This window comes from Candidatus Accumulibacter aalborgensis (assembly GCF_900089955.1).
Lineage (GTDB): Bacteria > Pseudomonadota > Gammaproteobacteria > Burkholderiales > Rhodocyclaceae > Accumulibacter > Accumulibacter aalborgensis.
Genome location: NZ_FLQX01000035.1, coordinates 95,522 through 120,379 on the forward strand (window position 1 = coordinate 95,522; position 24,858 = coordinate 120,379).

At 63.6% G+C, this 24,858-nt stretch carries 28 protein-coding genes; 12 read left to right on the forward strand and 16 right to left on the reverse strand.

Annotated elements, in window-relative coordinates; translation table 11 throughout:
• Positions 1–103 precede the first annotated feature (103 nt).
• Complete coding sequence (locus ACCAA_RS03540; protein WP_245754412.1) at positions 104–1,231, forward strand: sensor histidine kinase; 1,128 nt, start codon at positions 104–106, stop codon at positions 1,229–1,231.
• Positions 1,228–3,669: a two-component system response regulator gene (locus ACCAA_RS03545; protein ID WP_186405862.1), complete on the forward strand. Its 2,442-nt coding sequence runs from the start codon at positions 1,228–1,230 to the stop codon at positions 3,667–3,669. Before ACCAA_RS03540 ends, ACCAA_RS03545 begins: the two co-directional genes overlap by 4 nt.
• 37 nt (positions 3,670–3,706) lie before the next feature.
• On the opposite strand, the gene ACCAA_RS03550 is transcribed toward ACCAA_RS03545, so the two are convergent.
• From ACCAA_RS03550 to ACCAA_RS03570, 5 genes are all read right to left on the reverse strand, one after another.
• Positions 3,707–4,204 carry a hypothetical protein gene (locus tag ACCAA_RS03550; protein ID WP_186405863.1) on the reverse strand — a complete coding sequence of 166 codons (498 nt, stop codon included), beginning with the start codon at positions 4,202–4,204 and terminating at the stop codon, positions 3,707–3,709.
• Positions 4,205–4,403: 199 nt separating this feature from the next.
• Positions 4,404–4,841: a hypothetical protein gene (locus ACCAA_RS03555; RefSeq protein WP_186405864.1), complete on the reverse strand. Its 438-nt coding sequence runs from the start codon at positions 4,839–4,841 to the stop codon at positions 4,404–4,406.
• A gap of 86 nt (positions 4,842–4,927) precedes the next feature.
• Complete coding sequence (locus tag ACCAA_RS03560) at positions 4,928–5,260, reverse strand: collagen-like protein (protein WP_186405865.1); 333 nt, start codon at positions 5,258–5,260, stop codon at positions 4,928–4,930.
• Between the two features lie 196 nt (positions 5,261–5,456).
• Positions 5,457–5,651: a hypothetical protein gene (locus ACCAA_RS03565; protein WP_186405866.1), complete on the reverse strand. Its 195-nt coding sequence runs from the start codon at positions 5,649–5,651 to the stop codon at positions 5,457–5,459.
• 122 nt (positions 5,652–5,773) lie between these two features.
• On the reverse strand, positions 5,774–5,998 hold the full coding sequence (locus ACCAA_RS03570) for a glycine zipper 2TM domain-containing protein (RefSeq protein WP_186405867.1): 225 nt from the start codon (positions 5,996–5,998) through the stop codon (positions 5,774–5,776).
• A 388-nt stretch (positions 5,999–6,386) separates the two neighbouring features.
• On the opposite strand from ACCAA_RS03570, the gene ACCAA_RS03575 reads away from it, so the two are divergent.
• Positions 6,387–6,821, forward strand: coding sequence for a Spy/CpxP family protein refolding chaperone (locus tag ACCAA_RS03575; protein ID WP_186405868.1), 435 nt, complete (start codon positions 6,387–6,389; stop codon positions 6,819–6,821).
• 7 nt (positions 6,822–6,828) lie between these two features.
• Here the strand turns inward: ACCAA_RS03575 and ACCAA_RS03580 are convergent, their stop codons facing one another.
• Positions 6,829–7,377, reverse strand: a complete 549-nt coding sequence (locus ACCAA_RS03580; protein WP_186405869.1) for a cytochrome b — start codon at positions 7,375–7,377, stop codon at positions 6,829–6,831.
• 74 nt (positions 7,378–7,451) lie between these two features.
• Here ACCAA_RS03580 and ACCAA_RS03585 point away from each other — a divergent pair, with 74 nt between their 5' ends.
• Complete coding sequence (locus tag ACCAA_RS03585) at positions 7,452–7,931, forward strand: OsmC family protein (protein ID WP_186405870.1); 480 nt, start codon at positions 7,452–7,454, stop codon at positions 7,929–7,931.
• Between the two features lie 48 nt (positions 7,932–7,979).
• On the opposite strand, the gene ACCAA_RS03590 is transcribed toward ACCAA_RS03585, so the two are convergent.
• Both ACCAA_RS03590 and ACCAA_RS03595 read right to left on the reverse strand, forming a co-directional pair.
• Entirely contained in the window at positions 7,980–8,363 is a 384-nt protein-coding gene (locus tag ACCAA_RS03590) for a VOC family protein (RefSeq protein WP_186405871.1), read from the reverse strand.
• Between the two features lie 107 nt (positions 8,364–8,470).
• Positions 8,471–9,310, reverse strand: coding sequence for a cytochrome C assembly family protein (locus ACCAA_RS03595; protein ID WP_186405872.1), 840 nt, complete (start codon positions 9,308–9,310; stop codon positions 8,471–8,473).
• 30 nt (positions 9,311–9,340) lie between these two features.
• On the opposite strand from ACCAA_RS03595, the gene ffh reads away from it, so the two are divergent.
• Complete coding sequence (gene ffh / locus ACCAA_RS03600; protein ID WP_186405873.1) at positions 9,341–10,696, forward strand: signal recognition particle protein; 1,356 nt, start codon at positions 9,341–9,343, stop codon at positions 10,694–10,696.
• 156 nt (positions 10,697–10,852) lie between these two features.
• Complete coding sequence (locus tag ACCAA_RS03605) at positions 10,853–11,152, forward strand: hypothetical protein (RefSeq protein WP_186405874.1); 300 nt, start codon at positions 10,853–10,855, stop codon at positions 11,150–11,152.
• A gap of 63 nt (positions 11,153–11,215) precedes the next feature.
• On the opposite strand, the gene ACCAA_RS03610 is transcribed toward ACCAA_RS03605, so the two are convergent.
• The 4 genes from ACCAA_RS03610 to ACCAA_RS03625 all read right to left on the reverse strand — a co-directional run bounded on the left by ACCAA_RS03610 (position 11,216) and on the right by ACCAA_RS03625 (position 15,103).
• Positions 11,216–11,983, reverse strand: a complete 768-nt coding sequence (locus tag ACCAA_RS03610; RefSeq protein ID WP_186405987.1) for an MBL fold metallo-hydrolase — start codon at positions 11,981–11,983, stop codon at positions 11,216–11,218.
• Complete coding sequence (gene bamC, locus ACCAA_RS03615; protein ID WP_186405875.1) at positions 11,983–13,134, reverse strand: outer membrane protein assembly factor BamC; 1,152 nt, start codon at positions 13,132–13,134, stop codon at positions 11,983–11,985. Before bamC ends, ACCAA_RS03610 begins: the two co-directional genes overlap by 1 nt.
• Before the next feature lie 14 nt (positions 13,135–13,148).
• Entirely contained in the window at positions 13,149–14,033 is an 885-nt protein-coding gene (dapA, locus tag ACCAA_RS03620; RefSeq protein WP_186405876.1) for a 4-hydroxy-tetrahydrodipicolinate synthase, read from the reverse strand.
• 143 nt (positions 14,034–14,176) lie between these two features.
• Positions 14,177–15,103, reverse strand: coding sequence for a histone deacetylase family protein (locus tag ACCAA_RS03625; RefSeq protein ID WP_186405877.1), 927 nt, complete (start codon positions 15,101–15,103; stop codon positions 14,177–14,179).
• A gap of 110 nt (positions 15,104–15,213) precedes the next feature.
• Between ACCAA_RS03625 and ACCAA_RS03630 the strand changes: the two genes are divergently transcribed.
• From ACCAA_RS03630 to mltB, 4 genes are read left to right on the forward strand one after another with little or no spacing between them, the layout of a single operon-like run.
• Positions 15,214–16,140, forward strand: a complete 927-nt coding sequence (locus tag ACCAA_RS03630; protein WP_186405878.1) for an AAA family ATPase — start codon at positions 15,214–15,216, stop codon at positions 16,138–16,140.
• Positions 16,140–17,102, forward strand: a complete 963-nt coding sequence (locus tag ACCAA_RS03635; RefSeq protein WP_186405879.1) for a DUF58 domain-containing protein — start codon at positions 16,140–16,142, stop codon at positions 17,100–17,102. The genes ACCAA_RS03630 and ACCAA_RS03635 overlap by 1 nt, the downstream gene beginning before the upstream one ends.
• The gene (locus ACCAA_RS03640; RefSeq protein ID WP_186405880.1) at positions 17,099–19,060 is read left to right on the forward strand and encodes a transglutaminase TgpA family protein; all 1,962 of its coding nucleotides are present in this window, start codon (positions 17,099–17,101) and stop codon (positions 19,058–19,060) included. Before ACCAA_RS03635 ends, ACCAA_RS03640 begins: the two co-directional genes overlap by 4 nt.
• A gap of 1 nt (position 19,061) precedes the next feature.
• The gene (mltB, locus tag ACCAA_RS03645) at positions 19,062–20,093 is read left to right on the forward strand and encodes a lytic murein transglycosylase B (protein WP_186405881.1); all 1,032 of its coding nucleotides are present in this window, start codon (positions 19,062–19,064) and stop codon (positions 20,091–20,093) included.
• Between the two features lie 60 nt (positions 20,094–20,153).
• Here mltB and rpoS read toward each other — a convergent pair whose 3' ends face one another.
• The 4 genes from rpoS to surE are packed head-to-tail and all read right to left on the reverse strand — an operon-like array spanning position 20,154 to position 23,522.
• Entirely contained in the window at positions 20,154–21,104 is a 951-nt protein-coding gene (gene rpoS / locus ACCAA_RS03650) for an RNA polymerase sigma factor RpoS (protein ID WP_186405882.1), read from the reverse strand.
• Positions 21,105–21,106: 2 nt separating this feature from the next.
• Positions 21,107–22,129, reverse strand: coding sequence for a peptidoglycan DD-metalloendopeptidase family protein (locus ACCAA_RS03655; RefSeq protein WP_186405883.1), 1,023 nt, complete (start codon positions 22,127–22,129; stop codon positions 21,107–21,109).
• Positions 22,126–22,782: a protein-L-isoaspartate(D-aspartate) O-methyltransferase gene (locus ACCAA_RS03660; protein ID WP_186405884.1), complete on the reverse strand. Its 657-nt coding sequence runs from the start codon at positions 22,780–22,782 to the stop codon at positions 22,126–22,128. Before ACCAA_RS03660 ends, ACCAA_RS03655 begins: the two co-directional genes overlap by 4 nt.
• On the reverse strand, positions 22,779–23,522 hold the full coding sequence (gene surE / locus ACCAA_RS03665; RefSeq protein ID WP_186405885.1) for a 5'/3'-nucleotidase SurE: 744 nt from the start codon (positions 23,520–23,522) through the stop codon (positions 22,779–22,781). Before surE ends, ACCAA_RS03660 begins: the two co-directional genes overlap by 4 nt.
• A 321-nt stretch (positions 23,523–23,843) precedes the next feature.
• Between surE and ACCAA_RS03670 the strand changes: the two genes are divergently transcribed.
• Both ACCAA_RS03670 and ACCAA_RS03675 read left to right on the forward strand, forming a co-directional pair.
• Entirely contained in the window at positions 23,844–24,242 is a 399-nt protein-coding gene (locus ACCAA_RS03670) for a type II toxin-antitoxin system VapC family toxin (RefSeq protein WP_186405886.1), read from the forward strand.
• A 186-nt stretch (positions 24,243–24,428) separates the two neighbouring features.
• Complete coding sequence (locus tag ACCAA_RS03675) at positions 24,429–24,617, forward strand: CsbD family protein (protein WP_186405887.1); 189 nt, start codon at positions 24,429–24,431, stop codon at positions 24,615–24,617.
• Positions 24,618–24,858 lie beyond the last annotated feature (241 nt).

The following is a 24,858-nucleotide window of genomic DNA, read 5'->3' on the forward strand; positions in this document are numbered from 1 at the left end:
CGACGTATATGCGCTGACGAACAAAGTGTACAACGCCCAGTAGCCGCACGGCGAGGCGCCCGGCTGTGCGACCCCTCTCACCAGTACACCGCTGGAGTCTGCCATGACTACCGTAGCCGTCACCCTCGAGTCGACCCCTGCCGCCGACACGCCAGCCTCGCCAAGGGGCCCAATGGCGCCAATGGCGCTGGCCGGACTACCGCTAGGCGAGGATTCCTTCCGTCGCGTCGTCGAATGGGCGCCGAGCGCGATGGTCATGATCGACCGCTACGGAATCATGGTGCTGGTCAACGCCCAGAGCGAACAGATGTTCGGCTACCCGCGCGAAGCACTGATCGGGCAGTCGGTCGAGATTCTCGTCCCCGAGCGTTTCCGCCACCACCACAGTCTTTTTCGTGCCGGCTTCTTCAGCGATCCAAAACCGCGCCCGATGGGCGTCGGGCGAGACCTCGCCGGCTGTCGGTCCGACGGCAGCGAGTTCCCGATCGAGATCGGGCTGAATCCGATCGACACCGAAGCCGGAAGAATGGTGCTCGCCTCGATCATCGACATCACCGAGCGCCAGCGCGCCCAGCAGCGACTCGAAGAAGCACTGCGGCAAAAAACGATCCTGCTCAACGAAGTTCACCACCGCGTCAAGAACAACCTTCAGGTCATTACCAGTCTGCTCAACCTGCAGGCTGACCACGCCGCCGATCCGCGTCTGCGCGCCATCCTGGGCGAGACCTGTGGGCGCGTCAAGGCGATGGCGCTGACGCACCAGTTGCTCTACGAGCGCAAGGATTTTTCGCGCCTCGACCTGGGCGACTATCTGGATCGTCTGGTGCATTCGATCCGCGCCACCTATCGCGGCACCGGTGATCGCATCGCACTGCGCCTGGCACTACCACCCGTGGGCCTCCATATCGACCTCGACCGGGCCATTCCCTGCGGTCTGCTGGTCAATGAGCTGGTGACCAACGCTTTCAAGCATGCTTTCCCGGGGGAACGTTGCGGCGAAATCATGATCGAACTCGCTCCAGAAGGAGATGACTTGTTTCGCTTGAGTATCGCCGACGACGGCGTCGGTCTGCCTGCCGAGACGGAATTGGCGTCGCGCTCCTCACTGGGTCTGCAACTGGTGCCGCTGCTCGTCGAGCAACTGCACGGCGTATTGGCGATCAAGCGGGAACGCGGGACGTGGTTCTGCGTGCGCTGTCCGAAACGTCTTGTCGCGAAGGATGCGTCATGAGTGCGAGATTACCCGTCAATCTGATGCTGGTCGAGGACGAGCGTATCGTCGCCTTCGACCTGAAACGACAATTGCAGCGCTTCGGCTACCACGTCGGCGCGGTCGTCGCCAGCGGCGAGCAGGCTATCAGCCGGATCGCCGCCGAGAAGCCCGACCTGGTGCTGATGGACATCCACCTCGACGGACGAATGGACGGCATCGAGGCGGCCATCGAGATTCGCGTCCGGCACCAGACACCGGTCGTTTTCCTGACCGCCTACGCCGAGGACGACACGCTGCGCCGCGCACTTGACAGCCGCCCCTTCGGTTATCTCGTCAAGCCCTGCGACGGGCGTGAGTTACACGCAACGATCCAGATGGCACTGGCCCGGCACGAAGACGAGTTGGTCGTCGAGCGAAGTGAGGAACGTTTGCAACTGGCACTCGATGCCGGCTCGCTCGGCGTGCTCGAATGGAACCCAGAGGAAAACCGGCTGCGCGGCGACCTGCGCCTTGGCATGCTGTTCGGCAGTCGACTGCTGCCGCTCGACGAGCCCTGGGATACCTTCATCGGCCGCGTCGACGCGGCCGACCGGGAACATGTTCGCGCCGCGCTCGACTCGACGCTGGTCGGCGGTGAGGCCGTGCAGGTCGAGTTTCGGACCATAGGCCACCCTTCCCAGGTAGGCTATATGGAGGCACGTGTCAAGGCCTACTCCAGTGTGACTGCCATCCGCCGTGTCGTCGGCGTCCTCCATGACGTAACGCAACGGCGCCTGGACGACGAGCGACTCCGCCAGTCCAGCGTCGTTTTTCACGCCACTGCCGACGCCATCGTGATCACCGACGCCGAGCGGCGGGCGGTCGCTGCAAACACGGCGTTTACACGCATCACCGGTTACGCCGAAGACGAAGTCATCGGCCTCGATCCGAACTTTCTGCTGCGCGTCAGCCCCGATCCCGAACGTGATGCTGCCTGCCTGCAGCCCGATGCAGCGGATTTCTGGCACGGAGAAGTGCGCGGCCAGCGCAAGAGTGGCGAGCAATTTCCGGCTTGGCAGAGCGTCAGCGTCGTGCGCGATGCTGACGGCAAAACAACGCATCTGGTCACCACCTTTTCCGACGTGACGAGCATCCACGAGGCGCGCCAGCAACTTCATCATCTGGCACACCACGATCCCCTGACCGGTTTGCCAAACCGTTTGCTGTTTGACGATCGCCTGCAGAACGCCATCGAGAACGCACGGCGAAACGAGCAGCGCTGTCTGCTGCTGTTCCTCGATCTCGACGGCTTCAAGGTGATCAACGACACCCTCGGCCATGCCTTCGGCGACGAGTTGCTGCGCCGCGTTGCCGCACGGCTGCAAGGCGTCTTGCGCGCCAGCGACACCATCGCGCGCCTCGGCGGCGACGAATTCGTGATCCTCGCCGGCAGCGCCAACCCCGATTACGTCACGCAGTTGGCGCAGAAGATTGTCGACCAGTTGCGTGTGCCGTTCCCTGTCTTCGGCGAGTCGCTCTCCGTCACCTGCAGCCTGGGCATCGCCATGTTTCCGGACAGTGGAGCCGATGGCCAGCAATTGCTGCGCGCTGCCGACATGGCGATGTACACCGCCAAGGCCGAGGGACGCAATCGTTACCACGTCTATGCTCCGGACATGTCGGAGCGCGCCAACCGGCGAATGGATGTCGAACAGGGCCTGCGTCGCGCGCTGGCTACCGATAGTCTGGTCGTTCATTATCAGCCGCGCGTCGACCTCGCCGACCGCCGGATCGTCGGCGTCGAAGCACTGGTTCGTTGGCTACATCCGGAACGTGGCATGGTTCTTCCCGACAGCTTCATCGCCATCGCCGAAGAGTGCGGAATCATCGAGCAGCTCGGCCACTGGGTGCTGCACCGCGCGTGCAGCGAGATGCTCGCCGTGGTCGAGGCCAAAGCGGGAGAGAGGCTTCATCTGGCGGTCAACGTGTCGGCGCGCCAGTTCCTCGGTGTCGACTTCGTTGCCGTCGTCGCGGCGGTCCTCGAAGAAACCGGCTTCCCTGCGGCCGCGCTGGAACTGGAGATTACGGAAAGCACGCTGCAGGCGACCGAACGAAGCCGGCTCATTCTCGATGGTCTCGATGCCCTGGGTGTGGCCCTCAGCATCGACGATTTCGGCACCGGCTATTCCTCGCTGAGCATCCTGCGCGACCTGCCGATCAAGCGCGTCAAGATCGATCGCTCGTTCGTCGTCGACTTGCCGGCCAGTGAGAACCAACGTGCGGTCATTGAAGCCATCGTCGCAGTCAGTCGGGCTATGCACATGGCAACCACGGCCGAAGGCATCGAGCGCCAGGAGCAGGCCGACTTGCTGCAGCGGCTGGGTTGCCAGGAGGGCCAGGGCTTTTTCTTCGCCCGGCCGATGCCCCTGGCCGAACTGTCACATTTACTCGGTCACGGCGAGCTGCCAAAACGGTAGGCACTCGCCGCGTACAGCCGCCAGGCTGATCAAGGACTCACTTGTCGTGCGAAACAAACGACAGCTTGGTGGTACTGCCGGATGCGCCGGCCTGGACTTGCTGGCTCTTCCACACCCCGTCGATGTCGGCCGAGATTTTGTAAGACCCTGGCGGCAACTTCAGATAAAGCAGCGGGCCTTGGCTGACGCCGGAGTAGATTTCCCGAGCGTTGGGCGGAGCCAACTGGGCGACGGTGAAGGGAATTCCGGCGAGGTAGTTGCCAGTCTGGTTGCTGAACATCACGTGCACGTTGTAGGCCGCTGCCGCCTGCTGCATTTCAGCCAGCGCCTCGTCGCCGACGCCGCCGCTCATCCATGAAATCGCTTCCTGCGGCGCGCTGGTGGTGTTGGTGGTTCTGGCCGCACCATCCGCCGCCGCCGCCAGAAGCGGAGCGCCTTGCAGGGCGACGGCCACAGCCAGAAGCCCGCTCAGCATGGACAGGCGGCAAGTTCGTTGAGGGTTTTGAGTATTGAACGTTGACAGGTGTGTGCTCATGGTCTGCTCCAGGAATCAACCACGGGTTTGAGCGAAAGTATCGTTCGCCAGCCCTGGCCCGGCGAAATGCCCGACCCTCCGGTTGTCTGGCCATTGTCGTTCCTGCCGGCCGGCACGTCTGTACGCCAGCGCACCCATCCGGCCACACGGGTCAGCAATGCGGGGGGACTCACCTGGGGAAAGCGTCACCCCCCGTCGCTCAGCGACCACGACCCTGGTCGTGGTCACCACCATGGTGCTTGTTGCCGTGCTTCCCACGATTATCATGCTTGCGCTCGTCGCGGTAGTCCTCACCGCGCTCACGCTGATATTCCTGGTAACGCGGTACGTACTCGCGGTTGTACCAACTGTTCTGCACAAAATAGACCCGCTCGTTGCAGGCGTTGTACGCGCCGCAGTGTTGACGCCAATTCCTGGCCTGTGCGGGTGGCACGTTCAGGTAGATCGGCGGGCTGACCACCGGTACGCGCTCGATGATTACCGGTTGCCGGTAAATAAGTTGGGGCGGCGGATAGCCGCCGACGTCGAGATGGCCATAGAAGCCGGGCTGACCGATACTCACCGATACAGCCACGTCGCTGGCCAGCGCGGAACCGGTGACCGCGGCCAGCACAGCCGCGAATAGTAGACGTTTCATAATGATGGCCCTGCTGCTGTTGGCGGAAAAGGTGGTTAGAAGCTGGTTCGCTGCGGCATCCCTTCGTTGGCTTGCCGCAGGTCTGCTTAGCGAGCTGGAACGACGACCACGGTACCGCCGGTTGTCGCACCCTTGGCGCCGGTGCTGCCCCTTGCACCGGTGCTACCTGTGCTACCGGTGGCCCCCGTGTCACCCGTCGCCCCGGTACCTCCGCTGGCGCCGGTGCTCCCGGTCGCTCCGGTACCACCAGTTGCGCCGGTACCCCCGGTCGCGCCCGTGTAACCGGTGTTACCCGTATTCCCTTGTGCGCCCGTACCGCCCGTAGCGCCTTGCGGCCCGGCGGGTCCGGCGGGAAGTGTAAAGCAAGCTGTCAACGCGAACGTCGTCAGTGTTGCGGCAATCAGGTTCGAATAGTTCATGGTGACTCCTTCAGATTGGCTTACCAGGATTACGCACGTGATGGTGAGCAACCCCCCCGGATTTGATCAGCTTCCGACGGAATGAATCGGCGGCGGCGGATCGGGCCGTCGCTACTGCGAGGACGGAACATCAGCCAACTGTCAGACATCGCCTGAAGGCGTAGCTGATTTCGGCGCCGTACCGTGTTTGACGAGGCTACTTCTTGTCGCCCTTTGCCGCGTCCTGGATGCTGCTGCCGGCCTTTTCAACCTGCTGACCGACTTTTTCTACCGCCTTGTCGACTTCCTTGCCGGCTTTTTCTGCCGGGCCTTCCTGCTTCTGGCAGCCGGCGAGTGCGACCAGCAACACACTGATGGCGACGGCTGCGTTGACGCTGTAGCCAGATTTCATGGGTATCTCCTGGTGCCCCGTCTCACCTGCAAGCGAGCTCAACGGTATCGGTGACTCTTGCTGCACGATCACGGCGCGACTGCGATGCACCGGACGCAAGGGCTGGGCGCATGGCAAAGCGATCAGTGACCGGGTTTGTTGACCTCGTGGCCGATGACGCCGCCGACGACTGCCCCGCCGACCGTGCCAACCGCGCTGCCGCCGGTGAGGACGGCACCTCCGACAGCCCCCACGCCAGCGCCAACGGCTGTGCTCTTGTCCTGCGTCGACATCCCGGAACAAGCACCCAGGCCGAGCAGCATGGCTGCTGCAACTGCATTGAGCGCGAATCTCTGTATGGTTTTCATGGGACTACCTCTTCTGTGTCAAATGTGCTGCGGTCAGTACTCGGCGGACTTTTCGTTGGCCGTCGCGTTCGTATCCGTGGTCCTCATCGCCACGCTGCAGATGAGGCGCGCAGCTTGGCTCGGATGGTTGAGCTTAGCGAGAGACTCGACCACCGTCTGTCTGCCGACGCACATAAGCAGTATTCGTTACTGTGAAAGTCGCGCCGGCGGAATTCGCCGACAACACCATCGACTGGCCATTGACGTCGGCGCACCGGAGCGTGAAGTGCTGCTCCAGTTCCTGATCTGGCGCAGGACGCAACAACCAACGGGCAATGCGCTGGATGCGGGCGGTGCAATGCGCTTCGCTTATTGCACCCTACACAGATCCTGATTTCGAGTCTGGGGGGTGCTTGCCGCGCCAGTCGTTGCTGGCCCGCAGGACTGGGGCCCGTGGATGCGCGGCGGCGACTTCTGGGAACACCGCGTGGAGCGCATGGCGCAGCAGCACAAGAAGCTCCGTGACGCGCTGAAACTGACGCCCGACCAGGACAGCGCCTGGAAGAAATTGATGGGTTCCGAACATCCGATGGCCAGAGCGAAATCAGGCAAGCCCGACGACTGGGCAAAACTCACGACCCCGGAACGGGCTGACAAGATGCTCGAACGTATGAACGAGCACCAGCCGCTCATGGCCGAGCATGTCGTCGCCCTCAAGGACCTCTATGCCGTGCTGACGCCTGAGCAAAAGAAGACCTTCGACGACTTCCATTCCGGTCCGCGGCGTGGGATGCGTGCCAAGCCAGGACCTCGCTCGTTGGAGAATGCCCCGGCAAAATCCTGAGTCCGCCTCAATCCCGGCTCGGAAGCATGCGCCGGAGCGTGTTGTCACGCACAAAGTAGTGGTGAAACAAAGCTGCAGCGGCATGCAAGGCGATGAGAAAGTAGCCTACCGTGCCAACTGTCTCATGGACCTCCTTGATGAGACTCGCCACACTTTTGCTCTCGGCGATGAGCGCCGGCAGTTGCAGACCGAAAAAGGGGATCGGCTTGCCTGCCGCGCTGAGCAGCAACCATCCGGCGAGCGGCATGCCGATCATGAGCGCATAGAGAGCCAGATGCATCAGCCTGGCGGACCGCCTCTGCCACTGTGGCGGATTGGGCTCGATGCGAGGGACCACAGCCGTCAGGTGTAGCATCAGGCGCAACAAGCCGAGGACCAGCACCGACAAGCCCAGCATGAAGTGCCAAGTCTTCAACGCCTCGCGGGGATCGCTTCCTTTCGGGAAGAAATCGCGCAGTTCAATGCACGCGTAAACGCCGACGAACAGCAGCAGCACCAACCAGTGGAGCCCTATCGACAGCGACCCGTAGCGGTCCGTACTGTTGCGCCAGTTCATGAGTTTGCTCCCGAAAATTGAAAACGGATATGCTACCACCCACCAGTAGAAAGAACTCTGGAGGAAAACCAGTCATGACCCAGTATGGCGCACAAATTCTCTGGCTCCGCGGCGAGCAGGATTTTCTCAATAACCGTTACAGCCGCAAGCACCTGCTGCGCTTCGACGGTGGTCTCGACATCCCCGCCTCGTCGTCGCCGCACGTCGTGCCGGTGCCGATGTCCGATCCGGCTGCGGTCGATCCAGAAGAGGCTTTTGTCGCCTCGCTGGCCAGTTGCCACCTGCTGTGGTTTCTGTCGATCGCTGCCCGGCGCAGGTTTTGCGTTGATCGCTACGCCGACAACCCGCTCGGCGTCATGGCAAAAAACAGCGCCGGCAAGCTGGCGATGACCCTCGTCACGCTGAGACCCGAAGTCGCCTTTTCGGGGGATCGCGTGCCAACCGCTGCCGAGGTGGCGGAAATGCACCGCCAGGCGCACGAGGAGTGCTTTATCGCCAACTCGGTCAAGACCGAGGTCCGTTGCGAGCCGCTGTTCGGCCCCGCACAGGGCTGACGCGCTGCAGGTCAGCCGGGTCGCTGGCGCTGGCGACCCGGCTGACCGCTACTGCATCGAATGCAGCCCAATGATGTTGCCTTCGCTATCTTCGATCAGCGCGATATGGCCATACTGACCGATGGCCATCTTGGGCTGGACGATCCGGCCACCCGCCTGCGCCGCGCGACTGGCTTCGTCGGTGACGTCGTCGCAGGAGAAATAGACCCTCGTACCGCCCTTTACGGGTCCGCACGGCGGCTGCCTGACCAGCGCCCCGGCAGCGCCCGCGGCGCCCTCGATCCAGGAAAAAGCGTACATTTCGCCGCCTTCACCGATTTCGGGCAGTGAGATCAGCTCGCGTTCAAAGACCGCGGTGTAGAAAGCCCTGGCCCGCGCCATGTCAGAAACGTAGATTTCGAACCATCCGACGGGGTTACCTGGTTTGTCCATGCTCATGCTCCTCAGTGGGGTGGTGGTAAAGTGTAGCGCTCGTCCGGAAACGGAGACCGATCTTGCCGGCAAACCACCCGGCTGGATGCAGGCACAGGCGCACGGCTTCAGAGGCGACCGAGCAGCACTTCGGCGACGAATCGGCTACCGATGTAGGCCAGCAGCAGAACCATGAATCCGGCCAGCGTCCAGCGCAGTGCGACCCGGCCCCGCCACCCGTAAACCCGGCGTCCGACCAGCAGGGCGGCAAAGATTCCCCAGGACGCAAAGGCAAACAAGGTCTTGTGGTCGAGGGCCATGGCCGTGCCGAAGAGAGCTTCGGAGAACATGACACCGCTGATCAGCGCGATGGTCAGCAGGCAGAAGGCAACGGAAATGACGCGGAAGAGCAGCGCTTCCATGGTCAGGATAGGCGGCAAGCTGCTCAGGCTCCGGCTCACTGCGCGCTGATGCAGTTTGCGCTCGGCAAAACCCATGAAAACCGCGTGCAGGGCGGAGAGGGTGAACAGGCTGTAGGCCAGCATCGCGGTCATGAAATGGAGCTGGAAACCCCAGGCGCCGGCGTTGGCCACGACGCGCAAATGGGGAAACACGGCCGGCGCAGCGGCGCACAGCGCGGCGAGCGGCAGGACCATCGGCTGCAGGCCGTCCATGCGCGAGCGGAAACTCTCCAGCCAGTAGATCAGAACTGCCAGCCAGAGCATCAGCGAGAGCGCAAAACTGAACGAAAAGCGCATGCCGCCGGCGCCGAACAGCCCTTCGTAGAGACCGAAGCCTTGCACCGCCAGCGCGCCCAAGATGGCTGCCCGCTCCCAGGTCTGCATCGGCAGGGCCAGCAGCGGCTGGTCGGTTTCACACCAGCGCGTGCGCCAGAAATGGAATCCCAAGGCAGCGTAGAGCAGCGACGAAACGACGTGTGGGAGAAGGTGCAGTAGAATGTCTGCCATCCTTGAAGTTTACACCAAGCCGGAAGCCAAATGCTCGACAACCTGACTCAACGCCTTGCCCGCGTCATGAAAACGCTGCGCGGTGAAGCGCGCCTGACCGAAGCCAATATCGGCGATGCCTTGCGCGAGGTTCGCCTCGCCCTGCTCGAGGCCGACGTGGCCTTGCCGGCGATCAAGGAGCTGATCGCCGCCGTCAGGGAGAAGGCAGTTGGCGAAGAGGTGATCGGCTCGCTGAGCCCCGGCCAGGCGCTGATCGGTGTCGTCCATCGCGAACTTACGCGGCTCATGGGGGAGGCGCACAGCGGGCTGAATCTGGCCACCCAACCGCCGGCCATCGTCCTGATGGCCGGCCTGCAGGGGTCGGGCAAGACGACCACGGTGGGCAAGCTGGCCAAGATGTTGCGCGAGACGCAGAAGAAGAAGGTGCTCGTCGTTTCCTGCGACGTCTACCGGCCCGCGGCCATCGAGCAGTTGAAGACGGTCGCTGGACAGGCGGGAGCCGATTTCTTTCCTTCGACAGCGACCGACAAGCCGGTCGACATCGCCCGCAATGCCGTCGACTGGGCGAAGCGGCACTACCACGACGTGCTACTGGTCGACACCGCCGGCCGTTTGGCCATCGACGAGGCGATGATGAAGGAGATCGCGGATCTGCATTCCGCGATCAAGCCGATCGAGACCCTGTTCGTCGTCGATGCGATGCAGGGCCAGGATGCGATCAATACTGCCAGAGCGTTCAGCGAGGTGTTGCCGCTGACGGGCATCATCCTCACCAAGCTCGACGGTGACTCGCGTGGCGGCGCGGCGCTTTCCGTTCGTCACGTCACCGGACGACCGATCAAGTATGCCGGGATCGGCGAGAAGCTGACCGGCATCGAAGCGTTCCACCCCGAGCGGATGGCCTCGCGAATCCTCGGCATGGGCGACGTGCTGTCGCTCATCGAGGATGCCAGGAAAGGGATCGACGAGGAAAAGGCACTCGAGTTCGCGAAGAAGATGAAGTCGGGCAAGACCTTCGATCTCAACGACTTCAAGGACCAGGTCGGCCAGGTGCGCAAGATGGGCGGCTTGTCGTCGATGATGGAGAAACTGCCGCAGCAGTTTGCGCAGGCTGCGGGTCAATTGCCGGCAGGCGGTGAGGAGAAGGCGGTCGCCCGCATCGAAGGGATCATCAACTCGATGACCCCTGCCGAGCGCACCCGGCCCGAGCTGCTCAAGGCGACACGCAAGCGCCGTATCGCTCTCGGCGCCGGCGTTCAGGTCCAGGAAGTCAACCGGCTGCTCAAGCAGTTCGAGCAGACGCAGAAGATGATGAAGCAGTTTTCGCGCGGCGGCATGGCGCAACTGATGCGCGGCATCAAGGGCATGTTGCCGGGGATGCGCTGAACCGGCGCCGGCAGGTTCATGCTGCACCCGCAACAATTATGAGCATCAAGCAGGGAGATCGGTGTTAAAATCGCCAGTTGATCGACGTGCTAGCCGGTCAACCAAAAATCTTTTCGCTCGTTGTACTCATCTCATTGTCGATAAGGAACCGAATAAATGAAGAACTCCCTCCTAGTTGCTGCGCTGATCGCCCTTGCCGTTACCGCCTGTGGCAAGAAAGAAGAAGCCAAGCCGGCCGCCGCTCCGGCTGCTGCACCTGCCGCCGCTGCACCTGCTGCAGCACCTGCCGCTGCTGTTCCGCCAAGCGCACCTGCCGCCGCTGGTCAAGCCGCTTCCGACGCCGTCAAGGACGCAGCCAAGCCAGCCATGGACGCTGCCGCCGAAAAGACCAAGGAAGTTGCTGGCGCTGCCGCCCAGGGCGCTGCCGACGCTGCCAAGGACGCAATGAAGAAGTAATTTCTTCGCGGAACCAGGAAAAGCCGGCGCAAGCCGGCTTTTTTGTCGGCTGCCGCGGGCGGTTCACCGCAACTGCCGCCAATCGAATCCCCCTTCCTGATCGGCGATACCGATCCAGTCGTCGGCGCAACCGAGCGCCGACGCCAGCGCCCGCGCGGCCAGTTCCGGGCGGTTATTCTCCTGGCTCAGGTGGGCGGCGACCAGATGCTGCAAGCGCCGGGTATCGACCTGGCGCAGAAGCGTCGCCGCCTGCTCGTTCTCCAGATGGCCAAAGCGACCGCCGATACGCTGCTTGAGCGCCGCGGGATAACGCGACGCTGCCAGCAGCGCCCGGTCGTGATTGCACTCGAGAACCAGTGCGTCACAGGCACGCAGGACGTGGACGATGTGCGCCGTGATCGAGCCGCTGTCGGTCAGTACGCCCAGGCAGTGCTGGCCGTCGCTGAAAGCATACTGCACAGGTTCACGCGCGTCATGCGGCACCGGGAAGGGCAGCACTTCGAGACTGCCGATGGCAAAAGGCGAGTGCCCGTCGATCAACCGGCAGTCTGGCAAGACGGTCTTTCCTCGCGCCGCGGCGGCATGCGTGCCGTGCGTCAGATAGACGGTGAGTTGGTGGCGACGCGCCAAGGCGAAGACCCCGGCGACGTGATCACCGTGTTCGTGGGTGACCACGATGGCTGCCAGGTCGGCGGGAGAAGCACCCAGTCTGGCCAGCCTGGCGGTGGCCATTCTCGTCGAAAACCCGCAGTCGACCAGCACCTTCGTCTCGCCGGCATCGACAATCAGTGCGTTCCCCTGACTGCCGCTGCCCAGCGATGCGAAGCGCATCACTTCAACTGATCGAAGAGCAGATTGAGGATTCTCTTCGAGGTCTCGGACTTGTCCACGCCACCCTCGAGGGTCAGCACCTGGACCGTCGATCGGCTACCGTCGTCCTTGACGAAGATGCGGTACTGCGTTTGCGGTTTGCCGCTCGCACTCGACTTGAAGATATTCAGCTTGGACAGGAAGCCTTCTTCCTTCTTCTCGTTGTCGATTTCCGGGTCGACATAGCGAACGAAGTACAGGCCTCTGGAGCGATCGCGATCTTCTACCGTGAACCCGACCCGGTCGAGCGCCAGCCCAACTCGACGCCACGCGCGATCGAACGATTCCTCGACCTCGAGGGTACCGCTACCGTCAGCACCGCGCGACAGCCTCGCCCGCTCGACCGGCTTCTCCTGTGACGCCTGGATCGCTGCGGTGGCGCGCTTCTCTTCGCTCCCCAGGCGGACCATCAGACGACGCAGCATTTCGGCCTCCAGTTCGGGATCGGCCGGTCGCGGCTGCCACTTGGTCTGATCCTTTCCTTCGGAGACGAAGATTTCGTACATCCCCCGGTGACTGATGAAAATATCGGTGGTCCCCGGCGTCGTGCCCGGTTCGAGGCGGGTACGAAACTTGTCCCGCTCGGCCGTTGAGTAGACCGAATCGATCACCTTGCCGAGCAGGTTGCGCAGGAAGTCCTGCTCGATCTTGGCACGGTTCTCGGCCCAGTCGGTCTCCATCACGCCGGCGTCAGGCAACTCGAGCTTGATGACAAAACCGGTTTCCTGCCAGAAGTCCTTGACCGGCCCCCACAACTTGTCTGGCGACCCGGTGACGACCAGCCAGCGCTGATTTCCCGCCCGTTCGATGTGCGCTGTATCCACTTCCGGCAGGACGTCGCTTTGCTGCTGCGCCCTCGCCTGCGGTGAACGCTCGGCGTTGTAGGCCGAAAAAGTCGCCGCACCCTTGCCGCCAGTATCAGGAACCGCGTAACGGTCATCGCGCGCGGGCGAGGTCAGATCAGGAGGTACTTCAAGCGTCGGCACCTTGCTGGCGGACGCTGTCTTGTACTCGATTTTCTTGGGCTCGATCAAGGTCCCGGTGCAGGCTGCCAGGATGAGCAGCAAGAGCGCGGGGCGAAAGCGCGAAAAACCGGCACCGACAGCATTCATCTTGACCATCCTGACTAAACCAGCACGCCAGCCTGCCCCATGGCAGCACGGACCTGGGCGTGGCATTCCGGCGACAGCGGCGTCAGCGGCAAGCGCAGCCCATCCTCGATCAGGCCCAGTTGCTGGCAGGCCCATTTGACCGGAATCGGGTTCGCCTCGCAGAACAACTGACGATGCAGACCGAGCAGGCGTGAGTTCAATTCACGCGCCTTGAGCGCGTCGCCGGCCAGCGCTGCCGCGCACATGTCGTGCATCAAGCGCGGCGCGACATTGGCGACCACCGAGATGTCTCCCTGCGCACCCATCAGGATCAAGGCACAGGCACTGGCGTCGTCACCGCTATAGACGGCAAAGCCAGCGGGGGCGCGACAGATCAGTTCAATGCCGCGATCCATGTTGCCGGTAGCATCCTTGATGCCGACAATGTTCGGAACGGCCGCCAGGCGGAGCGCGGTGGCATTGCTCATGTCGGCGACCGTCCGGCCCGGCACGTTGTAGAGGATCAGCGGGATATCGACGGCTTCGGCAATCGCCGTGAAGTGGCGATAGAGCCCTTCCTGCGTCGGCTTGTTGTAATACGGCACTACCGACAGCGCGGCGCTGGCGCCCGCCTGCCGGGCGAAGCGAGTCAGTTCGATGGCCTCAGCGGTTGAATTGCCTCCCGTGCCGGCAATGATCGGGAGGCGACCGGCCGCCTGCTCGACCGCGACCCGAATCAGCTCGCAGTGTTCCTCGACGTTGACTGTCGGCGATTCGCCTGTCGTTCCGACAATGACGATGGCATCAGTCAGTTCATGCACATGGAAGTCGACCAGGCGGCGCAGGGCGGGCAAGTCGAGGCTACCGTCGGCGTTCATCGGGGTGACGATCGCGACGATCGATCCTGTAATCGTGGTCATTGGGTGAGCGCCCGAGAGTTAACCGAAAGGGTTTTGCCGTGGCAAGTCAAGGACTGGATTCTAACCGAAGGCCGGCGTCTTGGCCATGAAAAAAGCCACCCACCGAGCGCCCGAGGCCTGCCCTGTCGCGGCCTCGATCGTCTTCAGATATCAGCCAGTGCCCGGAGATGGGCGGTCACGCTGCGCGCCAGCGCCGACAGCGAGTAACCGCCCTCGAGCATCGACACGATTCGCCCCTGAGCGCTCTCGTCGGCCACTTGCTTCACTTGTTCGGTCACCCAGGCGTAATCCTTTTCGAGCAGTTTCAGGCCGCCCATCTCGTCTTCGTAGTGGGCGTCGAAACCGGCCGAAATGAACAGCATTTCCGGCTGGAACGCACGCAGACGCGGCATCCAGAGGTCGCTCACCACGCGCCGGAACTCCTCCCCGTCGGCCCCCCTGCCGAGTGGCACGTTGAGCATGTTGGCCGCCGGATGTTCGGTACCGCTATAGGGGTAAAAGGGATGCTGGAAGGTACTGACCATCAATACGTGTTCGTTGCCCTTGAAGCAGTCCTCGGTGCCATTGCCGTGGTGCACGTCGAAATCGATCACCGCTACCCGCGAGAGCTTGTGCGCCGCCAGCGCATGCGCCGCTGCGACGGCAATGTTGTTGAAAAAACAGAAGCCCATCGCCGCATTGCGCTCTGCATGGTGACCCGGCGGACGGACCGCGCAGAAGGCGTTCTGAACCTCCTTGGTCATCACCAGGTCGACGGCCAGCACGCCGGCCCCCGCCGCCCGCAGTGCCGCCTGCAAGGTGTGCCGATTCATCGCCGTGTCCGGGTCGAGGTGAACGATGCCCAACTCGGGCGAAGCACGCTTGACATGCGCGATGTGCGTCGCCGCATGCACGCGCCCGAGTTGCTGCAAGGTCGCCAGGGGCGCCTCATGATAAGCGAAATACGAATCCAGCCCTTGGGCAATCATGTGGTCGCTGATTGCGGTCAGCCGATCCGGTGCCTCGGGATGGTAGGAACCCATGTCATGCAGTTGACATTCGCGGTGGGTGATGAATGCAGTGCTGGTCACTGTTGCCTTTCTGCTGCAGATCGAGGCCGCCATGGGCAGCAAAATCTGTGAAGGATCGAGTTGTTCGCTAATCGTTTATTATCGTCCCAATTGCCCCACGACGACAAGCCATGCCCACCTCCAGCAGACAATCGCCGCTCACTGAAGTTCTGGCCGCCGCCGATGCGGTCATCCTTGGCAAGAGCGCGCAGACCCGACTGGCCCTCTGTTGTCTTCTGGCCAGGGGGCATCTGTTGATTGAGGACCTGCCGGGAGTCGGCAAGACGACTCTGGCGCACACCATGGCGCGGCTGCTTGGCCTGCAGTTTTCGCGCATCCAGTTCACCAGCGACATGCTGCCGGCAGACATTCTGGGCGTCTCGATCTTCGACCGCGAGCACGGCAATTTCAGGTTTCTCCCCGGTCCGGTGTTCTGCCAGGTGCTGCTGGCTGACGAAATAAACCGTGCCACGCCGAAGACGCAGAGCGCGCTGCTCGAAGCCATGGAAGAGGGCCAGGTGACTACCGAGGGGGAAACGCGGCCACTCCCTGAGCCGTTTTTCGTCATCGCCACGCAGAACCCTTCCAGCCAGATCGGTACCTTTCCATTACCTGAATCACAACTCGATCGCTTCCTGCTGCGCATAGAACTCGGTTACCCGGACCACGACGCCGAGCGCTTGCTGCTCGAAAGCGGCGGCCGACGCCAGCAATTGCCGGCGCTGGCTGCCCGCCTTGGCGCGCAGGACTTCGCGCCCTTCCAGCAGCAGGCGGCAGCCATCCACGCCTCACCGGCATTGCTTGATTACCTGCAGCGGCTGGTCGAAGCCACCCGCCATGAGCCGCGCTTTATCCATGGCCTGAGTCCACGGGCGGCCCTGTCGCTACTCGCCGCGGCGCGCGCCTGGGCGTTCACGGCCGGCCGCAAGATGGTGCTCCCGGAAGACGTGCAGGCCGTACTGCCCGCCGTCGCCCGCCACCGGCTGCATCTGGTCAGCGGCAACCACGCCGACGCGGAGGACATAAGGGCGCTGATTCGCTCCGTGGGTCTGGCCTGATGCGTACGCTGGCCGCCGTCCAGCGCTGGCTGTTCCGCCTGGGACCTGACGAGGACTTGCCGATCGTCCTCACCCAGCGCCGCATTTTCATCCTGCCGACGCGCGGCGGTGTGCTCTATGCAAGCGTCCTCGCCGTCATGCTGATCGGCGCCATCAACTACAACCTGAGCCTGGGTCATGCGCTCGTTTTTCTGCTTGCCGGGCTGGGCCTCGTGGCCATGGTGGAGACTTTCCACAACCTCTTCGGCCTGCGTCTGCATCCGGGTCGCCCGGAAGCTGTTTTCGCCGGCGATCTGGCACGCTTCCCTCTGCAGATCGAAAACGCCCGCCGCCAGGGACGTCGCGCGCTCGAATTCTCTTTCGAGCACCAGCCAGCGGTCACCGTTGACGTTCCTGCCGAAGGTCAGGCGGTGGTCGCCGTTCCCTGCGCCGCTCAACGGCGGGGCCGCCTGGACCCCGGTCGGGTGACGCTGGCCAGCCGCTACCCTCTCGGGCTCTTTCGCGCCTGGAGCTATCCGCAGCCGGTGTTTTCGTGCGTCGTCTATCCCCGACCGATGCGCACGCCGCTGCCGCCACTGTCATCGGCACGACACGCCGACAATCGGCACGGTGACGGCGGCCAGGAAGACTTCGCGGGTTTGCGGCCACGCCAGGCCAGCGACCCGACCCGGCACGTCGCCTGGAAAGCGGTGGCGCGCAGATCCGACGAGCAACCGTTACTGGTCAAACAGTTCGCCGGCGGCGCCGCGGAAGAATTGTGGCTGGACTGGTCGCTGACCCCCGCCGACCGCGGCCTCGAAGATCGGCTGTCGATTCTCGCCGGCTGGATCGTCGCTGCCGAGGAGCTCCAGGTGCGCTACGGCCTCAGTCTGCCCGGACGCCGCCTGGCGCCCGCGCAGGGCCCGAAACATCGGGCAGACTGCCTGCACGTTCTCGCCCTGTACCGCGACAACGATCCATGAGCAGCAGGCCCGTCGTCGCGCTCGAACACGGGGCAGTGCCCTGGCTGCTGGCCGTCGCCCTGGCCACCGCCGGTCCGCACGCCGGCCATCTGCCGCCGTGGCTGTCATTGCTCGTCGTCAGCGCCCTGCTGTGGCGCGCCTGGCTATGGCAGCAGCATCGCCGGCTACCCTCGCGCTGGTCGCTGGCCTTGCTGGTGGCCGGCAGCATCGCGGGAATCGGGTGGCAATTCCAGGCCCTGATCGGCAAGGAAGTCGGCGTTGCCCTGCTGGTCGTTTTCATGGCCCTCAAGCCGCTGGAAATGAACAGCCGGCGTGACGCGATGGTGGTCATCATGCTCGGCTATTTCCTGCTGCTGACCCATTACTTCTACTCGCAGAGCATCCCCACCGGACTGTGGCTGCTGGCCGCCATCGCCCTGCTCACCGGCACGCTCATCCGGCTGCACGGTGGCCAGCAACCCGTCGCGACCATCGGCCGCCAGGCCGGGCGCCTGCTACTCCAGGCGCTGCCTTTCATGCTCATTCTCTATCTCCTTTTCCCGCGCGTCGCCGGGCCGCTGTGGGGCCTGCCGCAGGATGCCTATGGCGCCCGCAGCGGCTTGTCCGAGCAGATGTCGCCGGGGTCGATCAGCAGCCTGATCCAGTCCGGCGCGATTGCCATGCGCATCCGTTTCGCCGGCGAGCTGCCGGAAAAGTCCGATCTCTACTGGCGCGGCCCGGTCTTCGATCACTACGACGGACTGACCTGGCGCGCGCCTGCGGCGCCAGCCAGCCTGCCGCGGCGAGCCCCGGTGATCGAGGCCAGCGGCCGCTCGTATGCCTACACCAGCATCATCGAAGCCCACGACCAGCGCTGGTTACTGGCCCTCGACGTGCCGACCAAGCTGCCCCCGGAGAGCACCCTGGCGCCGACCCTCGAAGCCCTGTCGCGCGAGCCGCTACGCGTCCGCGGGCGGTTTTCGTTCGTCTCGGCGGTGGACTTTCGCGCCAACATCATTGAAGCACCGGCCACGCTGCAAGGGGCGCTGGCCCTGCCGCCGCAGATCAACCCGCGCAGCCGCGCGCTCGCCGGCGAGTGGCGGCATCTCCCGGCAGAGAAGATCGTGGCAGCGGCCCTGGCGATGTTTCGCCAGGAACGTTTCTACTACACGCTGCGCCCTCCCCTGCTCGGTGCCGACGCGATGGACGAATTCCTGTTCACGACTCGCCGCGGTTTCTGCGAACACTATGCCTCGGCCTTCGTTTTTCTGATGCGTGCAGCAGACGTTCCGGCGCGCGTGGTCGCCGGTTACCAGGGCGGCGAGGTCAATCCAGTCGATGGTTATCTCACCGTGCGCCAATCCGATGCGCACGCCTGGGCCGAGGTCTGGCTCGCCGGACAGGGTTGGCTTCGCGTCGACCCGACAGCCGCTGTGGCCCCGTCGCGGATCGAGCAAGGCATCGCCGCCGCACTGCCCGAGGACGAGCCTTTGCCGATCGTCGTCAGGCTAGACGCCGACTGGCTGCTGCAGCTTCGCAACCGCTGGGAGGCGGCCAACAACACCTGGAATCAGTGGGTGCTCGGTTATAATCCACAGCGTCAGCGTGAAGTCCTGTCGCGGCTCGGCCTGGCCAACTCCGACTGGCAAAACATGACCGCTTCGCTGGCCATCCTGTGCGCTGCGGTACTGTTGGCGATCACCCTCTGGACCCTCCGACGACGGCGAGCCGCCGACCCGGTGCAGCGGGTGTGGCAAGAATACTGCGCACAGATCGGGCAACGGGGAATCAAACGCGCCGAATGGGAAGGACCCCTCGATTTCTCCAGACGAGTGGCGCGCGAAAGACCCGATCTTGCCGAACTCACCCGCCAGGCCGCCAGCCTCTACGCCGATCTGCACTACGGCCGCGGCGGCGGCGAACAAGCCCTGCGCCGGTTGAAGCAATGCGTACGCCAACTGCCACCCCGAAGGAGATAGCTTGAACGGAAAACGACGCGCCACGCTGGGTCTTGTGCTGCTCGGCTGCCTGCTGCCCCTGTCCGGCCGCTGCGAGCCGGGACCAGGATTCAGCCAGGATCCGGAGGTCAGGGCCTTCATCAGCGACATGCACGAACGGTACGGCTTCGATGTCGCCCACCTGACACGTCAGTTCGCCGCCATCCGGCCGAACGCCACCGTGCTGCGCGCCATACGCCCGCCGGCCGTTCCCGAAAAGCAGCGCTCATGGCAGCGCTACCGGGAGCGCTTCGTAAACAGTCGTCGCATCGACGGCGGCCAGCGCTTCTGGCAACACCATGGAGCTACCTTGAAGCGAGCCGAGGCGATCTACGGCGTACCGCCCGAAATCATCGTCGCGATCATCGGCGTCGAGACCGAGTACGGTCAGAACATGGGCAGCTTCGGCGTTCTCGAAGCGCTCGCTTCGCTGGCCTTCAATTACCCGCCACGGGCCGAGTTCTTCCGCGGCGAACTGGAACAATTTCTGCTGCTGGCGCGCGAAAACGGCGTCAACCCGCTGGATATCAAGGGCTCCTACGCAGGCGCCATCGGCATTCCGCAGTTCATGCCGAGCAGCCAGCGTCGCTTTGCCGTCGACTTCGACGGTGATGACCGTATCGACCTGCGCGCGAGCTCCGCCGACGCCATCGGCAGTGTCGGTCGTTTCCTGGAACAACATGGATGGCAGAAAGGCGCCCCGGTCGCCGTAGCGGCCACGGTCAACGGCGACCCCGGCGCGCTGCTCGCCGAGGGTATCAAACCCCGGCTGACGGTGCAGGAGATGGCCGACCAACGGGTGGTCGCCACTGGCGTCATCGCAGCGAGCGATGTCGACCGACCGGCGGCGCTGATCGACCTCGTCAGTCCAGGAGCCGCCACCGAGTACTGGCTCGGCTTCGACAATTTCTACGTCATTACGCGCTACAACCGATCGAGCTTTTATGCAATGTCCGTTTTTCAGCTCGCTGAAGCGCTGCGGGAAACCCGAGACCGGCTGGCTGGCGAACGCTAGGGCGAGCTGTAGTCGGTCAAACACGCAGAAATATCGGGTCACGCCAACCCGACCCACAGACTAGAGCAGTTGGTCGCTGGTCACCCCGCCGCGCCGGATGATGCGGCGCAGCCGATCGATCGCTTCCGCCTGGATCTGGCGAACGCGTTCGCGGGTCAGATTCAGGTCGGCGGCGATTTGTTCAAGGGTGCTCGTCTCGATGCCGCCAAGGCCGTAACGACGCTGGAGGACCTGCCGCTGCTTTTCGCCGAGTTGCTCCAGCCAGCTCGTCAACAGCTTGCTCACTTCGCAGGACTGCAACAGTTCATCCGGATCGACCAGCTTGTCGTCGGCGATCAAATCACCCACCGTCTGGCCAGGGTCGATCTGCAGCGGGGCGTCGAGCGACGCGGTCCGCTCGTTGAGCGTCAGCACGCGGAGCACGTCGTTGACTGGCCGGTCGATCAGATGAGCGATCTGTTCGGGACAGATGTGCCGTCCATTGGCGTACTCGAGATGACGTATGGCGCGCAGCACAAGGTTGATATCCTTGACCACATGGATCGGCAGGCGGATCGTTCGTGACTGATTCATGACCGCGCGGTCTATGCTCTGCCGGATCCACCAGGTGGCGTAGGTAGAGAAACGGAAACCGCGCTCGGGATCGAACTTCTCGATCGCGTGGATGAGGCCGAGATTCCCTTCTTCGATCAGGTCGAGCAGTGCCATGCCGCGGTTGAGGTAATACTTGGCAATTGCCACGACGAGTCGCAGGTTGTGCTCGATCATTTTCTGCCGGGCGAGAAACTCGCCGGCACGTGCCCGCCGTGCCCAGTCCGCCTCCTCGGCGGGCGAAAACAGCGGCTTGGCACCGATCTCGTTCAGGTAGTGCTGGGTGACGTCATTGAGCAGTTCTGCCTCCGGGGACGAGGAGAGATCGCCCCGCTCCGGCTCGGCAAGAGGCTCGTCCCCCGCATACTCCAGGTCGCGCAGGTAGCCCTCGAAAGGCTCGGCATCGAACTCCTCCGCCATGATCACCGCTGCGGCAGATGCTTGAGCGGGTCGACCGGCTTGCCCTGACGCCGGACCTCGAAGTGCAGCTTGACCTGATCGGCGTCGGTGCTGCCCATTTCGGCGATCTTCTGCCCCTTGCTCACTGCCTGACCTTCCTTCACCAGGACGTTCTGGTTATGCGCGTAAGCGGTCAGGAAGGTGTTGTTGTGCTTGATGATCACCAGCTTGCCGTAGCCGCGCAGGCCGGTGCCGCTATACACGACCTTGCCGCCACTGGCCGCCAGCACGGCATCGCCGGCCTTGCCGGCGATATCGACGCCCTTGTTGCCGCCCTCCGTGAAAGTACCGATCAGCTTGCCATTGGCCGGCCAGATCCAGATCACTTCTTCGCTTCCCGCCGTCGTCTCGTCGGGCCTGGCCTCGGCCTGATACTCAGGCCTCGCCTCAGCCCGCGTGGCGGGCCTGGCTTCCGGCCTGATCTCCGGCTTCGTGGCTACCACCACGGGAGCGGCCGCGGTCGCGGCGGCGGCCGCCACCGGCTCGACCACCTTCGCCTGCGCTTGCGCCCGCGCCAGCGCCTGATCGGAGTATGGCTCCTTGCCCGCCTTGGGTTCGCGCTTCAGAGCGTCGCCAACGCCGCCGCTACTGCCGCTGCTGCTGCCGCCATTACTCGTGCTACCGCCAGAACTGAGCGCACGCTGCTCGACCGCTGACCCGGTGGTGATCGGCCGCACCACCACCGCGTCCGGGCTGCTCACCGCTCCCGGAGGCCTGACACGCAGCGCCTGACCGACCAGGATGCGATTCGGATTCTCGATGGTGTTCCAGGCGACCAGATCCCTGTAATCCAGCCCATGATCAAGGGCAATCGAATACAGCGTGTCGCCCTTCTTGACGATATAGCCGTCCTTGATGGCCGGAGAAGCAAGCACTGGCGGGGCGCCATCGCCCCCCGGCGTCGGCGCTTTGCTGGCACAACCGGCCAGCACAAGCGCTGCCGCCAGGGCGACAAACCCTTTACCCTTGAACCGTTGATCCTTCATTCGACTCCCGAGAGAAGCGGAACAAAACGAACCGCATCGAGACGCGTTTCGAGATAACCCTCAGCCCGGCGTTCGATCAAGGCCAAGTACTGGGTTGCGCCGCCGACCGGCAAGATCATTCTGCCCGCGGGCGCGAGTTGCCGCAAAAGCGCCGGTGGCACGCGCAACGCGGCGGCGGCGACGATGATGGTATCAAAAGGCGCCGCTTCCGGCAGGCCGAGTTGACCGTCGGCGTGCTTCAGGCGCACCTTGGTCTCTTTGATGGCGCGCAGGTTGAGCCTCGCTTTGGCGAGCAGCGGCTCGATCCGCTCGACCGCGTAGACCTCGTCGGTCAGTTGCGCCAGAACGGCCGCCTGGTAGCCACAGCCGGCGCCGATCTCCAGCGTCTTGCCGAGTTCGCGCCCGACATGCAGCGCTTCGATCATCCGCGCCACGACATACGGCTGCGAAATCGTCTGCGCGAAGCCCAGCGGCAAAGCGGTATCCTCATAGGCCCGCGAGGCCAGCGCCTCTTCGACAAAGACATGCCGTGGCACGGCGGCGATTGCCGCCAGCACATCTTCGTCGACGATGCCCTTCTCGCGCAGTCGTTCGATCATGCGCGTGCGCGTGCGCTGCGAGGTCATTCCGAAACCGGAAACCGCGCCGCTCATTGCGCCAGCCAGCCGCGCACCAGCGCCAGTTGCGCGTAGTGAGTCAGGTCGACCTGCAGCGGGGTCACCGAAACCTGATGCTGCTGTACGGCGTAAAAATCGGTCCCCTCGCCGGCATCCTGCGCGCCACCGGCAGCGCCGACCCAGTACACGGTTTCGTTGCGCGGCGACAGCGTGCGTACCACCGGCTCCGCCTTGTGGCGCTTGCCCAGCCGGGTGACGACCTGACCCCGCAGTTGCTCATAGGGCACATCGGGAACGTTGACGTTGAGCAGCGCCGGCTCAGGCAAGGCCTGGCGCTGCAGCAGACCGACCAGCTCGCAAGCCACCCGCGCTGCCGTCTCGAAATGTTCGCCCGCCTTGCTGCACAGCGAAATGGCCAACGACGGAACGCCGAGCAGGAAGCCCTCGGTAGCCGCCGCGACCGTCCCGGAATAGATCGTGTCGTCACCCATGTTGGCACCGATATTGATTCCCGAGACCACCATGTCGGGCAGTTCATCGAACATGCCGGTGACGGCCAGATGAACGCAGTCGGTGGGCGTACCATTGACGTAATAGAAACCACTCGCGGCGCGCCTGAGCGACAGCGGACGGTCGAGGGTCAGCGAGTTGCTGGCCCCGCTGCGGTCGCGTTCGGGAGCCACGACCGTGACCTCGGCCAGTTCAGCCAGCGCGCGAGCCAGATGCTCGATCCCGGGCGCGAAATAACCATCATCGTTACAGAGCAGGATCCGCATATACCGTCCACAAACGTCCACGAACAGGAACCAACAGACAAGAAAACCGGCGGCTGGCCAGCCTTTTCACGAGAGAACAACGGCTTGTGGCAGCGATCAAGCGCCCTGATCCAGCCAGGGAGGAGCCCATTATAACCGCCTCAGCTCCGCGCTGAGAACAGACTTGCCGCATGGCCCGAGAGGCGCAGCGGCGAGGCGCCACACTTCTCTGGCCTGTGAACGGCACCCCCTTGAAGGGGGCGTGATCCAGGGCATCGCCGATGCGCCTGCCTTCGAAGCCAATCGTGAGGGCCTGAAACCTCCTGTAGCCGATCCCTTGGCATGAGGTACCTGCTCGATACCTGTACCGTCAGCGACTTCGTCAAAGGTCAGCCCAATGTGCTGGCCCGGATCAAGGCCACCCCCCCGAGTCAGATTGCCGTTTCAGTGGTGACCTGCATGGAGATCGAGTTTGGCCTGTTGCTCGACCCGGAGCAAGCGCGAAAGCTCGCCCCGCTCATCGCCGCCTTTCTCGGCAGCCTGTCGACCCTGCCATTGACCGAAGCCGACGCGCAGGCAGCGGCGGCGGTTCGTGCCGCGCGTCAACGCCATGGACAGCCGATTGGCGCCTACGATGTCCTGATTGCTGGCTGCGGGCTGGCCCGCGGACTGATTGTCGTCACCGCCAATAGCGGAGAGTTTCAGCGGGTGAGCGGTTTGGTGGTGGAGAACTGGCGTTGAGACCGACAGCGTGCTGCCGAACAGGTCTTCGCCAACGCTGTGGGGAGTGAAAGGGTGGCAGTACGGTCAGATGTGCGCTGGCGCACCGACGGCGTGGCGTTTTGTCGCGATGCTGCCCATGGCGCGTGGCGGAAAACTGGTGCAACGCGCTTTCAATCGCCTCAATTCACCCTCAGGAGAAAAAACGTGAGCAAGGATCAACTCAAAGGTCGAGTAAAGAAAGCCAAAGGCAAAGTCAAGGAAGTCACCGGCAAGATCGTCGGCAACAAGTCCCTGGAAGCCGAAGGGAAGCGCGAAGAAACCAGCGGCAAGCTACAAGCGGCCAGCGGTGATCTCAAGAGCGACCTGAAGAAAAGCAGCCAGGCACATATCTGAACCCGTTCCTCCGTTGCCGCCGCGCCCGGAGTTGCCAGCCGGGCGCGCTGCGTTGCCTCCCTGACCCGGGCAGTCGCGTCGGCGACAATCCATTCCGGGTACGAAAGTGAAGCGGAGCGCTCAACCGCGTCACTGTGCCCGAGCAAGCGGCCCTTACCCTTGGTCGCGTCAGGAAAGTCTCTGCAAATTATCGGCAACGCGCTAAAGTTCTCCCGCACGCCGTCGTAAGAGAAACTGTCAG

Excerpts from the sequence above, each read along its gene's own strand:
- dapA (WP_186405876.1), bottom strand. The coding sequence starts at position 14,033 with ATGACCACGATTACAGGATCGATCGTCGCGATCGTCACCCCGATGAAC.
- ACCAA_RS03630 (WP_186405878.1), top strand. The coding sequence starts at position 15,214 with ATGCCCACCTCCAGCAGACAATCGCCGCTCACTGAAGTTCTGGCCGCC.
- ACCAA_RS03610 (WP_186405987.1), bottom strand. The coding sequence starts at position 11,983 with ATGCGCTTCGCATCGCTGGGCAGCGGCAGTCAGGGGAACGCACTGATT.
- ACCAA_RS03640 (WP_186405880.1), top strand. The coding sequence starts at position 17,099 with ATGAGCAGCAGGCCCGTCGTCGCGCTCGAACACGGGGCAGTGCCCTGG.
- rpoS (WP_186405882.1), bottom strand. The coding sequence starts at position 21,104 with ATGGCGGAGGAGTTCGATGCCGAGCCTTTCGAGGGCTACCTGCGCGAC.
- bamC (WP_186405875.1), bottom strand. The coding sequence starts at position 13,134 with ATGAATGCTGTCGGTGCCGGTTTTTCGCGCTTTCGCCCCGCGCTCTTG.
- ACCAA_RS03570 (WP_186405867.1), bottom strand. The coding sequence starts at position 5,998 with ATGAAAACCATACAGAGATTCGCGCTCAATGCAGTTGCAGCAGCCATG.
- surE (WP_186405885.1), bottom strand. The coding sequence starts at position 23,522 with ATGCGGATCCTGCTCTGTAACGATGATGGTTATTTCGCGCCCGGGATC.
- ACCAA_RS03565 (WP_186405866.1), bottom strand. The coding sequence starts at position 5,651 with ATGAAATCTGGCTACAGCGTCAACGCAGCCGTCGCCATCAGTGTGTTG.
- ACCAA_RS03555 (WP_186405864.1), bottom strand. The coding sequence starts at position 4,841 with ATGAAACGTCTACTATTCGCGGCTGTGCTGGCCGCGGTCACCGGTTCC.
- ACCAA_RS03655 (WP_186405883.1), bottom strand. The coding sequence starts at position 22,129 with ATGAAGGATCAACGGTTCAAGGGTAAAGGGTTTGTCGCCCTGGCGGCA.
- ACCAA_RS03595 (WP_186405872.1), bottom strand. The coding sequence starts at position 9,310 with ATGGCAGACATTCTACTGCACCTTCTCCCACACGTCGTTTCGTCGCTG.
- ACCAA_RS03635 (WP_186405879.1), top strand. The coding sequence starts at position 16,140 with ATGCGTACGCTGGCCGCCGTCCAGCGCTGGCTGTTCCGCCTGGGACCT.
- ACCAA_RS03585 (WP_186405870.1), top strand. The coding sequence starts at position 7,452 with ATGACCCAGTATGGCGCACAAATTCTCTGGCTCCGCGGCGAGCAGGAT.
- ACCAA_RS03540 (WP_245754412.1), top strand. The coding sequence starts at position 104 with ATGACTACCGTAGCCGTCACCCTCGAGTCGACCCCTGCCGCCGACACG.
- ffh (WP_186405873.1), top strand. The coding sequence starts at position 9,341 with ATGCTCGACAACCTGACTCAACGCCTTGCCCGCGTCATGAAAACGCTG.
- ACCAA_RS03670 (WP_186405886.1), top strand. The coding sequence starts at position 23,844 with ATGAGGTACCTGCTCGATACCTGTACCGTCAGCGACTTCGTCAAAGGT.
- ACCAA_RS03560 (WP_186405865.1), bottom strand. The coding sequence starts at position 5,260 with ATGAACTATTCGAACCTGATTGCCGCAACACTGACGACGTTCGCGTTG.
- ACCAA_RS03605 (WP_186405874.1), top strand. The coding sequence starts at position 10,853 with ATGAAGAACTCCCTCCTAGTTGCTGCGCTGATCGCCCTTGCCGTTACC.
- ACCAA_RS03550 (WP_186405863.1), bottom strand. The coding sequence starts at position 4,204 with ATGAGCACACACCTGTCAACGTTCAATACTCAAAACCCTCAACGAACT.
- ACCAA_RS03590 (WP_186405871.1), bottom strand. The coding sequence starts at position 8,363 with ATGGACAAACCAGGTAACCCCGTCGGATGGTTCGAAATCTACGTTTCT.
- ACCAA_RS03660 (WP_186405884.1), bottom strand. The coding sequence starts at position 22,782 with ATGAGCGGCGCGGTTTCCGGTTTCGGAATGACCTCGCAGCGCACGCGC.
- ACCAA_RS03545 (WP_186405862.1), top strand. The coding sequence starts at position 1,228 with ATGAGTGCGAGATTACCCGTCAATCTGATGCTGGTCGAGGACGAGCGT.
- ACCAA_RS03580 (WP_186405869.1), bottom strand. The coding sequence starts at position 7,377 with ATGAACTGGCGCAACAGTACGGACCGCTACGGGTCGCTGTCGATAGGG.